Annotated in this window: 8 protein-coding genes; 2 read left to right on the forward strand and 6 right to left on the reverse strand. The window is 63.6% G+C overall.

What is annotated here, in order from left to right; genetic code table 11:
- Positions 1-4: 4 nt before the first annotated feature.
- Both purM and purD read left to right on the forward strand, forming a co-directional pair.
- Entirely contained in the window at positions 5-1039 is a 1035-nt protein-coding gene (gene purM / locus BE0216_RS04220; protein ID WP_094636783.1) for a phosphoribosylformylglycinamidine cyclo-ligase, read from the forward strand.
- Between the two features lie 25 nt (positions 1040-1064).
- Complete coding sequence (gene purD / locus BE0216_RS04225; RefSeq protein WP_094636782.1) at positions 1065-2327, forward strand: phosphoribosylamine--glycine ligase; 1263 nt, start codon at positions 1065-1067, stop codon at positions 2325-2327.
- A gap of 196 nt (positions 2328-2523) precedes the next feature.
- Here the strand turns inward: purD and BE0216_RS04230 are convergent, their stop codons facing one another.
- From BE0216_RS04230 to BE0216_RS04255, 6 genes are all read right to left on the reverse strand, one after another.
- The gene (locus BE0216_RS04230; protein ID WP_094636781.1) at positions 2524-3903 is read right to left on the reverse strand and encodes an aldehyde dehydrogenase family protein; all 1380 of its coding nucleotides are present in this window, start codon (positions 3901-3903) and stop codon (positions 2524-2526) included.
- 35 nt (positions 3904-3938) lie between these two features.
- Positions 3939-4790, reverse strand: a complete 852-nt coding sequence (locus BE0216_RS04235; protein WP_094636780.1) for an SDR family NAD(P)-dependent oxidoreductase — start codon at positions 4788-4790, stop codon at positions 3939-3941.
- Between the two features lie 183 nt (positions 4791-4973).
- Positions 4974-7205 carry an LTA synthase family protein gene (locus tag BE0216_RS04240; RefSeq protein ID WP_226805695.1) on the reverse strand — a complete coding sequence of 744 codons (2232 nt, stop codon included), beginning with the start codon at positions 7203-7205 and terminating at the stop codon, positions 4974-4976.
- A 142-nt stretch (positions 7206-7347) separates the two neighbouring features.
- Entirely contained in the window at positions 7348-10695 is a 3348-nt protein-coding gene (locus BE0216_RS04245) for an immunoglobulin-like domain-containing protein (protein WP_094636779.1), read from the reverse strand.
- 88 nt (positions 10696-10783) lie between these two features.
- Positions 10784-11689 (reverse strand): metal ABC transporter solute-binding protein, Zn/Mn family, encoded by a 906-nt coding sequence (locus BE0216_RS04250; RefSeq protein WP_094636778.1) that lies wholly within the window; start codon positions 11687-11689, stop codon positions 10784-10786.
- A gap of 164 nt (positions 11690-11853) precedes the next feature.
- Positions 11854-12240, reverse strand: coding sequence for a Fur family transcriptional regulator (locus BE0216_RS04255; protein ID WP_094636938.1), 387 nt, complete (start codon positions 12238-12240; stop codon positions 11854-11856).
- Positions 12241-12255 lie beyond the last annotated feature (15 nt).

The following is a 12255-nucleotide window of genomic DNA, read 5'->3' on the forward strand; positions in this document are numbered from 1 at the left end:
GCCAATGCCCAAAGCATATGAGAACGCTGGAGTCAGCGTCGAAGCCGGCTATGAAGTCGTCAAACGAATCAAGTCGCATGTGGCCCGCACCGACCGCCCGGGCGTGGTGGGCGGCATCGGCGGCTTCGGAGGCCTGTTCGATCTCGCCTCGCTCGGCTATAAGGAACCGGTGCTGATCTCCGGCACCGACGGCGTGGGCACCAAGCTGATGGTGGCCAAGATGGCCGGCAAGCACAACACCATTGGCATCGACTGCGTGGCCATGTGCGTCAACGACATCGCCGCACAGGGCGCAGAACCGTTGTTCTTCCTTGATTACATCGCTTGCGGCAAGAACGATCCGGCACTGCTGGAGCAGGTGGTGGCCGGTGTGGCCGACGGCTGCGTTCAGGCCGGCTCCGGTCTGATCGGCGGCGAAACCGCCGAAATGCCGGGCATGTACGACGAGGACGAATACGATCTGGCCGGCTTCGCGGTCGGCGTGGCCGAGAAGTCCGCCATCGTGGACGGATCGATCATCGCCCAGGGCGACGTGCTGATCGGACTGCCCTCCTCCGGCGTGCATTCCAACGGCTTCTCCTTGGTGCGCAAGGCCCTGTTCGAGCAGGCCGGCTACACCGTGGACACCGAGCTGGACGCGCTGGGCGGCGCCAAACTCGGCGACGTGCTGCTCACCCCCACCACGATCTACGTCAAGGCGTTGAAGCCCCTGTTCGCCGCAGGCGTGGTCAAGGGCGTCGCGCATATCACCGGCGGCGGCTTCATCGAGAACATCCCGCGTATGATCCCCGACGGTCTCGCCGCGCGCATCCAGCTCGGCTCGTGGCCCGTGCTGCCGATTTTCGACGTACTGGAGCAGGCCGGCGAAATCGACCATATGGAGATGTTCAACATCTTCAATATGGGTGTGGGCATGGTGCTGGCCGTGGACGCGGCCCGCGCCGACGAGACGCTCGCCCTGCTTGAGGCCAACGGCGAGGCGGCCTATAGGATCGGCGAGATCGTCGCCAAAGCCAACGACGACGTGGAACTCGTCTGACATCCCCTTGAAAGGAAACACAGCTATGAAGGTTCTGGTCATTGGTTCCGGCGCGCGCGAGCACGCCATCGCCCATGCGCTGCTGCGCGGTGGCTCCGTCGACGAGGTGACCGTCGCTCCCGGCAATCCGGGCATGGAGCTCGACGGCATCAACACCACCTCGCTGAACGCCTCCAACCATGCGGCGCTGATCGACTTCGTGCAGAAGAACGACTACGACTGGGTGTTCGTCGGCCCTGAGGTGCCGCTGATCGAGGGCATCGTCGATGCCTTCGCCGAGGCCGGCATCAAGGCGTTCGGCCCGAGCAAGGCCGCCGCCCAGATCGAGGGGTCGAAGGACTTCGCCAAGAAGCTGATGGCCCGCCACGACATTCCGACCGCGCAGTACCGCACCTTCGACGAGCTGGAGCCCGCCAAGCGCTACGTGGCCGAGCAGGGCGCGCCGATTGTGATCAAGGCCGATGGCCTGGCCGCCGGCAAGGGCGTGACCGTGGCCATGGATATCGACACCGCGAACGCCGCGTTGGAGGATATCTTCGTGGACCACCGCTTCGGTGCCGCCGGCGCGAAGGTAGTGATCGAGGAGTTCCTGGAGGGTCAGGAATTCTCACTGATGAGCTTTGTGAACGGCACCGACTTCTGGCCCATGCCGATTTCGCAGGATCACAAGCGCGCCTACGACAACGACGAGGGCCCGAACACGGGCGGCATGGGCGCGTACAGCCCGGTGCCGCAGATCGGCCAGGATGTGGTCGACGCCGCGATCGAGACCATCGTGCGCCCCACCGTCCAGGCCATGGCCGACGAGGGCACGCCGTTCACCGGCATTCTCTACGCCGGTCTGATCGCCACCGCCGACGGCCCGAAGGTGATCGAGTTCAACGCCCGCTTCGGCGACCCCGAAACCGAGGTCGTGCTGCCGAAGCTCACCTCCGATCTGGGCGAAGGCATCTGGACGCTGCTGAACGGAGGCGCTCCCGAATTCACGTGGGACGACCAGCGCGCGACGCTGGGCGTGGTGCTCGCTGCCGAGGGGTATCCGGTGAATGTGGTCAAGGGCGCGCCCATCCCCGAAATCACCGTGGACGAGGATTCCCACGTGTATTACGCGGGCGTGGCCAACAGCCCGGACGGCCTGATCGCCTCCTCCGGCCGCGTGCTGCTGGTGGAGACCACCGCCGATAACATCAAGGCGGCGCAGGACAAGGTCTACGCGATTATCGATCCGCTGGTCACCGACGGCATGTTCTACCGCCATGATATCGGTGCCAAAGCGCTGAACGCCTGACCGCTCCTCTACCAGTCCTATCCCCCTTTGTCCGCAAGCGTGCGCGCGTGCGAACAAAGGGGGATTATCAATGCCGACGGTTTTCCCTCCCCTCACTCCCCCATCCTCGCCGTGCATCACAGTCACGACGGTCGTGACGGCCGCAGCGGTTGGTTCCCAGGTATGGTCCGAACGCGTCGGCGGAGAGGACCGGCCGCTAGCTGAGCTTGGCGACGATGCGGATCAGCGCCTGACGCAGCGTGGTGAACGGCGGATAGACCACCTGCAGGGTGTCGGGGAACTGCGGCTTGTCGACCACGGTTTTGACATGGCTGAACACCTTGAATCCCTCCTTGCCGTGGTAGGCGCCTATGCCGGAGCCACCCACGCCGCCGAAGGGCAGCCGGCTGGAGATGAGGTGGCCGAGCGGAATCGCATATCCCAACGCGCCCGAACTGGTGTCGCGTTCGAACCGCTTCCGGGTCTCGACGTCGCGGGAGAACACGTAGGCCGCCAGAGGACGGCTGCGCTCGTTGATGAAATCGATGGCGGCGTCGGCGTCGCGCACCACAAGAATCGGCAGAATCGGACCGAAAATCTCCTCACGCATCACCGGCGCATCGGGCGAGGTGCCAAACAGCACCGTGGGCGCGATATACCGGTCGGCACGGTCGGTCTGGCCTCCGCAGACCAACCTCCCGCCATCCGCCAGCAGTCCGGTTAGACGGTCGAAATGACGCTCGTTGACGATACGCGCGAAATCCGAGGATTGGCGCGGGTCGTCGCCGTAGAACTCCGTGACGGCGAGGGCGATGCGGTCGGCGAGCATCTGGGCGATGTCCGGCGTGGCCAGCACATAGTCCGGGGCCACGCAGGTCTGGCCCGCATTGGTGAACTTGCCCCAGGCGATGCGGCGCGCGGCGGTGTTGAGATTCACCGTATGGTCCACGAAACACGGCGACTTGCCGCCCAATTCCAGTGTGACCGGCGTCAGATGCTTCGCCGCGGCCTCCATGACGATTTTGCCGACGCGGCCGCCGCCGGTATAGAAGATATGGTCGAAGGGCTTCTCCAGCAGCGCGGTCGTCTCCTCAGGACCGCCCTCCACCACGGCGAAGGCGTCGGGATCAAGATAGCGGGCGACCAGTTCCGCCAGCAGATGCGAGATCGTGGGCGATAGCTCCGAAGGCTTGAGACAGACGGCGTTGCCGGCCGCGATCGCGTCGACCATCGGCTCCAGGCTTAACAGCACCGGATAGTTCCACGGGGAGATGACCAGCGCCACGCCTTTCGGTTCGGCGAGCGTCCAACCGAACGCCGGCTGCAGCAGCCAGTGTATGGGCTTGGGATGGCGGGAGGACCACATGCCCATGCGGCGGCGCACGAAACGCGCCTCATCCATCACCAGATCGATCTCCATCAGCAGCGTTTCGGACGCCGGTTTGCCGAGGTCGGCACGCACCGCCTCGATGATCTCCGGCTTGTTCTCGGCGAGCATGCGGCGCATCGCGTCGAGCTGGGACCGCCGCCACGACAACGGCTTGGTGCGGCCGGACCGGAACGTGCGCTGGAGGCGGGAGAAGATGTCGTGGGTCATGATGCTCCTTTGCTGGCTGGCCGATTGTGTGCGTTCTAACGACGGCCGGTGAAGTGGTCCATGCCTTCGTTGAGTCCGAAGAAGCCATAGATCGGATCGGCGATCTTCGGCGGCAGTGCGGCCACCACGCCGGCCACGGCGGCGAACGGCGGCATGATGAGGCGCTCGCGTCCCTTGGCCACGGCCTCGACGATGCGGTCGGCCACCGCCTGTTCCTTGAGGATCGGCAGCAGCAGCGGGAATTTGGTGGTCACGCCGTCGAACATGCCGGTGTCGATGTAATACGGGCAGACGGTAAGCGTTTTGATATGCGAACCGGCTTTTTTCAGTTCGCTGCGCAGCGAGTTGGTGAAGCCGACCGCGGCGAATTTGCTGGCCGCGTAGTCGGTCTGCTTCGCCACCGCGACGATGCCGGCGGCGGAGGCCACGGTGACGACCGCGGCGCGGCGGTGCCGTTTGAGCTCGGGAAGGAGGGCCTTAGTGGTCCAGAACAGGCTCAGCGTGTTGACCTCGAAGGTGCGGCGGACCTGCGCTTCGGAAAGCTCCTCGAACGGCGCGCCGGACACGATGCCGGCGTTGTTGATCAGCACGTTCACCTTGCCGAGCGTATCGATGGTCGCGGCGGCGGCTCGCCGCACGGCCGCCGGATCGGTGACGTCCACGGTGAACGCCGCGGCGCGCGGCCATGCACCGGTTTTCGAGCCGATGACGGCCATCGCCCGCTCTTCCGCCAAACGCGCGGTCTCCTCGGCCGCTGCGGCGTTGATATCCCACACCGCGACGCGACCACCCTCCTGAACGATTTTCAGCGCCATCAGACGGCCGATGCCCGAACCGGCACCGGTGACCACCACACTTGCGCCTTCGTAATACTGATGCGTGGACATGGAACGCTCCTTTCGCCGTGCGTTCCAGTGTAATGCCGCCACACGAGAATATTGACGGGTGTGTTCGCTTCGTCAACCATATCGATGTGCAGCGTACGGTACGGAACACCTGCGACGCATATGGCGGGACCTGCGAACCATTCCGGCCGCAGGCCCCGCCATATTCGTCGCGATCATGCCGCGTTATCTGGGCAGCGTCATGAAATCGGTGTCCTCCAGATAGCCGGCGCCGGCGGTGATGTCGTATTGGATGAGTCGGTAATCCTCCAGCAACTGCTGCGTCTCCTCGTCGAAGTCGCTTTCCGCCATCGGATTGCCGTCGGCGTCCAGATAGATGTTCTGGCCTTCGGGGATGCGGTCCCAGCCTTGAATGCTGTTGACCACCGGAGGCTCCATCGCGGAGATCTTTTCGTGCATGAGCGTCAGGAACGCCAGATAAGGCGAGACCTTTGCGTCCATATGCTCGGCGGCCTGCGCCACGAAGTAGTTCGGCGACGAGTACTCGTCGTTGTCGATATCGTTGCCTTGCGTGCCGGAGGCCTTGTTGGACCAGATGAAGTAGTCGGTCAGATGCAGGGCGAGCGAATTGTTCTCGTCCTCGCTGGCCGTGGAGTAGATGCCCGGCAAATGGTCGCCGTAGAACACGACGGTCACCGGCTTGTCGAGCTCGTCAAGCTGGTCGAGGAACTCCTGCGTGGCCTCGTCGGTGATCGACGCGCCCTTCTGGTACGTCTCGATGGACTCCTGCTCATCCTCGTCCAACGGCTGCGACGGGTCGGTGGATTCGGCCGTGAACTCGTTGTCCGCATACCAATTGTGGTAGGGCATGTGGTTCTGCATGGTGATGATCTGGATGAACTGGTCGCCGTCGTTCTCGGCGATCTTCTCCAGCGCGCTTTTGTAGGTCGCCTCGTCGGAGACGTACGGCGAATCGTCGATCGTATCCTGATACTTGATCTGGTCGTCGCCGGTCAGCGTGTAGAAATGCGAGAAGCCGAACTTCTCATAGTTCGTGGCGCGCGAGTACATGGACGACTCGTACGGATGGAATCCCAACGAGTTGGCGGGCGCGCCCCACATCTGGTTGATGGTCGGCGTCCAATGCTGGGTCGGCACGAGCTGCTGGTACGGGCTGGTCAGCGACGAGTCGAAATTCGCCATCGACAGGCCGGTCAACCCCATGTATTCGAGGTTCGCGGTGCCGCCGCCATAGCCGGAGGAGAGCATCAGGCCGGAGGTGGTGTTCGCCTTGATCTCACGGATGTTCGGCATCGAGTCCTTGTTCACCTTCAGCCCGGGCACGCGCTCGGGGTCGGAGAAGGATTCGGAGAGGATGTAGACCACGGTGCTGTCGGTCATATTCGCGGAGCGGGTCTCGTTGATCTCCTCGGCGGCCTGCGTGTAGCGCGCGAGCACCTCCTGCATGGTCTCCTCGGAATACTCCTCCGGCTCCTCCATCACCTTGGGATTGAGTTGGCGGACGAAGGCGACCAGCGGGCCGTTGCGCTGCGCGTCGTAGACGGAATCCCACATCGAGGGTTTGTCGCCCATCGCCGAGGAGAAGTTCTTGGCCCACGAGCCGACCGTACCCACCTGCATGGCGTACAAACCGAAGAACAGCCCCGGCACGAGGATAAGCAGCAGACGGGCGACGGCGTTGAACGAGCGGCTTTTCGCATCCGTTCCGCGGAACAGGCGGCCATGGCGTCCGTCGATGCGGTTGAGCGCGACGCACAGCGCCACGAAGACGGCGAACACGCCGATCGCGATGAGGACGGTCACATGTGCGCCGGAGGGCATGAAGCTCATGAGATTGCCGGTGTTGGACCCGAGGAAGCTCAGGTCGGAGGGCAGGATCGCCTCGTAGCGGATCGAGATCTTGAAATACTCGATAACCGCGACGATGATCGCCAACGCGAGGAACACCGGGGTGGCGATCCAGAATCGGTTGAACAGCATCAGCAGAATGAGGTAGATGACGCCGGCCAGGATGAGGTTGAGCACGGCCACGAAGTTGAGGTCGGTCCACATCTTGGTCACAAAGCCCCAGCCAGTGACGTTCATGTTGTTCGACAGTTGGACGCGCGCCGAGGTCTGGCTCACGCCGATCTCCAGCGCGGCCACGCCGACGGCGTCGAACACGAGGAACAGCACGGCGTACAGCCATCCCGGGAAGGGCTTGCGCGCGGTTTCGCCACGGCCGGACCGGTCGCGCCCGGCACGGCCTTTGCCGAATCTCCCGAACACACCCGACGTTCGGGGGCGTGATCCCTTGCCGGTACCGCCGGCTCGGGCGATGGTCAGCTCCTCGATGTCGTCCGGTTGCTGCGTCTGTTCGGAGGTGTTCTCGTTGTTCATGGCCTGCACTTCACGGCTCGCGTTTCGTTGGTTGGTTCGTTCGTTCTGTTCAGACATACAAATCTTCATTCTCGCCGCCATCGCTGACAAACGCAATGAGTATTCGTGTATCGTCACGCTTCTCTGACGATTGCCAGCCTATCCGCACGATATGCTCGACGCTTCCCTGACTTTCCCTGAACGTTCCCTGTCTTTCCCCTTACCGTCGCCTCAGGCGCAGCGCCGCCAGCGTCGCGGCGCATAGTCCCGCCATCAATGCGATGACGGTCGGCCACCACACGGAGACGCCGCTGCTGGCCAGAGCGCGGTCCTTGTCTTGACCCGCGTCGTCCTGCCCAGCATTCTCATCATCTTGTCCGTCATTCCCGTCGTCAACGGAACCGCTATTCCCGTCGTCCGGGGTTTCGGGCCCTGGTTCCGGATCAGAGTCCGGCGTTGGATCCGTGTCGGGAGCAGGCTCCGGGTCAGGCGTTGGATCCGGATCGGGTGTCGGCTCGGGATCAGGTGTCGGCTCGGGATCGGGTGTCGGCTCCGGGTCAGGTGTCGGCTCCGGGTCAGGTGTCGGCTCCGGATCAGGCGTCGGCTCCGGATCAGGATCCTCCCCGGCCTCCACAGTAACGTTCAGCTGAACCGCGGTGGCATTGCCGTCGCTGTCGGTCACCGTGTAGGTGACGGTATGCTCGCCGACCTTGCCGATATCGTACAGCACATTCGTCGTCACCTGACCGGCGATGTCACCATCCTCCACATCGGTGGCGGAGGCCAGATATTCGTTTGGATCGAATGCGTCGTCTTCGCGGACGGTCACCTCGGTAGCCGTCAGCTGGACCACCGGCTTGGAACCGTGCAGTACCATATCCATGAACTGCGCGTACTCGTTCCGCTCGCTTTCGGGCAGCAAAGCGTACCACGAAGCGACGCTGGCTCGGCGACCGACGTCGTACCGGCGATTGGCCAGCCGGGACTCATCCCAGTCGTAGCGCGCCTCGTCCAGCCGCTGCTTCGCCATGGCGGAGACCATCGCGTCACGTTCGGCGTCGTCCATGCTGGCGCGAACGAGTCCGGCCGCCGTCACCTCATAGGTCTCCTCCATGGCCGTCATACGGTTGGCGGTCTGCTCGGCGCCGTTCTCGTCGGTGAATTCAGTGCGGTTGTTGCGGCTCCACAAATGCCAACGGATAACGATTCTGTCGCCGATGGCGAGCGGCACGTTCGGGTTGTTGTCGCCGCCGCTGATATCGGAGAAATGCTTCGTTCCGCTAGGCAGCACCCATTGCGCGGCGTTGCCCGACGCGGTGGTTTTGGTGGTGCCCACGCTGTCGGTGACGGTGATGGCCGCACAGTCGCCCCCGCCCGTGTAACTGCCGCATCCGGTATCGCTCTGCCCCAACGTGACTTTCAGCATATGGTCGTTGGCGTCCAGCGTCGCTTGGAAGGCGAGTGTGCCATACCATTGGCCGGACAGCCGGAATCCGCCGCCGGCGAGCAGACCGTCGGATTGGTAGCGCGCGGTCGCCTGCTCGGTCGTTCCCGGAAGAACCGTGATGTCGGAGAGAATCGGCTGCGAATATCCGTCGACCAACGGCACCTGCAGCTGGTAGGAGCCGGTCGGCAGCGTCCCGCTCGCCTTGCCGTTTGTGATCGGTAGCACGGCGACGGTCGTTCCGTTGTTGACGACATGGATGTTGCGCCCGTCCAGATCGGCACCGGAGATGGAAACCTCCACGGTGCCGGTGGGATTCGCTCCCGCCTCGCTCAGACTTTGGGCGAGCAGACTGCTTTTGACGACCTGGAACCGGTATGTCGTGCCCAATGAGGCCATCACCGCGGATTCCAACTCCGGATCCGCACTGACGCCGTTCTTGTCGACGCCGATCGCATCCGCGAGAATTGTCATCCGATCAAGATCGGGGCGCTCCTGCAACTGGCGACGGGTGTCGGACGGAATCTCGACGCCCCATGCGTCGAGGAACGGCGCGAAATCCACGCCGTAATTGTCCGCAAGCGCCAGCAGCCACGCGGATTCGTTGGTGATCGACCCGCCGGCGTTCAGGTAGGCGCGGTACCAGTGGTTGACCACGCCGAGCGGCTCGCGGCCGTTGGCGTCTTTGGCGGACTGGTCTCGGTAGGCCGACTGGCCCACGGCGTCCAGCATGCTGATATAGGCGTTGAGCAGCGGACGGTTCCATTCGAAGTTCGGCGCGTCCGGCGTCAGTCGGTAGTCGCGGTTCACTGCGAGTTCCCCACTTTGACGATCCCACCAGTAGCTCCATCCGACGGCGTTCACATCGAGGATGTCGGTATTGTGCTGAACATAATAGGCCAGCACGTTGTTGCTCGTCTCGCCGCCGTCGAAGCTGCCGCTGTTGCGCCCCAGCGTTCCCTGGTAGCCGTGCGCGATCTCGTGCAGCAGTCCCCAGCCTTTGTCGAAGAGGGACCACACATACTTCGCGTTCACGCCGACGTGGTCGCCGCTGTAGTAGGCGCCGCCGGCGCCGTGGATATTGGCGCGGAAGAACTCCTTGCTGCGCACCTGCTGGTCGAGGGGATCGGTGGCGCGGGCGTCGAGTCCGATGAGCTCGTCGTCCCGCTGGATGATGTCGTCGAAATAGGTGAGCGCCTTGTCAAACGTCGGGAACAGGTGGAACAGATCGGCTTTGTCGATGTCGTTGCGCATCAGCGTCATCGACCGGCCGCTTTCGACCAGCGCGTACGGGTCGCCGTATGCATCGTATGTCGCGTCCCATTGGGAGAAGAATTCGCTTTGGTCGTCGCCCAGATAGTAGTAGGGCGTCAGATGGGCGTCGTCGCCGTAGGTGAAGCGCACGGTGATGTCTTTATCGGCGGAGCCTTCGTCGCGCGAGTTCATGGGCGTGTATACGGTCAGCGGGGACGCGCCGGCGGTCGAGCCGGTCAGGGTCGCGCTCTGCCCCGACTTCACGGTGACGGTGCCGCCGTCGGTGTGCGTGTCGTTCGTCGGCCAGGTGAATTTGACGTCGGTGCCGCCGGTGAGGACCTCCACTTCGACGCTGCCGCCTGCGGGCACGCTCAGTCCGACGGCCTGACGATCGTGGGCATCCATACGCAGAATGCCCTGCAGCTGCGTGTTCCAGGCGCTCGCGTTGTTGTAGACCTTGCGCACGATGGAACGGCGCTCGGTCGAATCGGCGGGCAGCACGCGCACCGTGGTCGTCATGGTGGCGGTGTTGCCATCCGAATCCGTCGCGGACGAGGTCAGCGTGTACGTATTGCCGACCGCCGCCGCATCCACCGCGCCGTCCGTGAGCGGGATCTCGTCGCCGGTGGTTTCGACGGCGCGCGTCAGATCGCCATCCTCGATGTCTTTGGCGTATACGCGGTAGGCGGCCTCGTTCGGCGCGTACGGGTCGCCTACCTTCAGTACCAGTTCTTTGGCTCCGTAAAGGACGGGCGCCTGCCGCTCATCCCACTGCTGGATGTCGGCTGTGTCGGCTGCGGCCGCCGCGGGAGTGTACGTGGAAGCCAGCATCGCCGCCGTTACGATTGCGGCCATGACTTTCGCGCGCATGCGGTCTCCTTGTGTTCGTCATATGGGCGAAAAGCCCTAAGCGTAACATCGCACCCAAGAAAACCGACGTCACCCCGCGTCGCGCCTCTTATTTGACCGCCTGCGCGAATTCTTCCACCAGCGCCTCCATCCATGCGATGAGGTCATCGTATTCGGCCGGCATCTGTTCGGTGATCTCGACGATCGGCACGTCAGCCTGTTCGGCGGACTGGACGATCTGGTCGGTGGTGGCGTTCGATTCCTGCGTGTTCACCACCAGCATGGCGATGTCGCCACCGCTGAACGCGTCGATGAACTCCTTGAGGTCGGATGGGGTGGGTTCGCTGTCGTTGGCCGTGGCCTGCGCGTACCCGGTGGGAGTGGCGTCGTTGAGTTGCAGGTCGTCAGCCAGATACGCGGCGACGGATTCGGTGGCGGCGTAGTTCAGACCGTCCGTCGTGGCGGCGGCCGTTTCGATCGCCGATTCCAGATCGGCCTCACGCTCATGCCAAGCTTCGTTGAGTCGTTCGAACGTGGCCTGGTTTTCGGGGTCGGCTTCGATGTAGGCCGCGGTTATCGCGTCCGCCGTGGCGGAACGGGCGTCCGCGGAGAACCACACATGCGGGTTGTCGCCGGAGGTTTTGCCGGCGGCCTCGGCGGCATCCACCAGCGTGGCCTGTGTGGATTCGGCTGCCTTGACGGCCCAGGCGTCGTAGTCGGCGCCGTTGACCACGGCGACCTGCGCCGAAGCGAACCGCCCCACGTCCTGACTGGTCGGCTCGTAGTCGTGCGCCTCCACGCCGGTGTTGCTCATGATGGTGGTCACATCGACCAGATCGCCGCCGAGTTCGCTCGCCACCGAACCCCACTGGTTGATGGAGGCCACCACGGCGATTCCATCACCGTCGGCGCTCGTCGAGCCGCCTTCGTCCGAGCCGCAGGCCGCCAATGCCGCCATCATCGAAATCGCCGTCACGCCCGCCAGCGTCCGCTTCCACAGGTTCTCGCGCATCATCTTCAACCTCTCCATTTGTTAATGAGATTCATTTTCATTAACAACCATACAGTATCCCCGGATACGAGAAAGCCGCCCGCGTGTCACGGGCGGCTTTCTCACATCCATACGGACTGCGGGCACGAATCGTCGTCATTCGTGAGAACGGGTCCGCAGCGACCTGGTCACTGACAGTCCGGGCAGAGCCCGAACACCTCCAGGGTGTGCGACTCCACGGTGAACCCATGGGTTGAGGCCACTTTGCGCAGCCAACTTTCGCTGGGCGGCTCAACCTCCACGGTTTTGCCGCACTTCTTGCACACCAGATGGTGGTGATGTCCGTCATCACCGCATAAGCGGAACAACTGTTGGCCATCCAACCGAACGGTGTCGGCCACGCCTGCATCCGCCAAGGCGTTGAGTTGGCGGTATACGGTGGCGAGTCCGACCTTCAGTCCCCCATCCTCCAGCTTGCGGTGCAGCTCCTGCGCCGACATGAACTCGTCGCATTCCTGCAACGCCGCGTGGATGGCGTCCTTCTGCTTGGTATTGCGTTCCATACGCTCGACCATGAAACCTCGGTCCTT

Source organism: Bifidobacterium eulemuris, assembly GCF_014898155.1.
Lineage (GTDB): Bacteria > Actinomycetota > Actinomycetes > Actinomycetales > Bifidobacteriaceae > Bifidobacterium > Bifidobacterium eulemuris.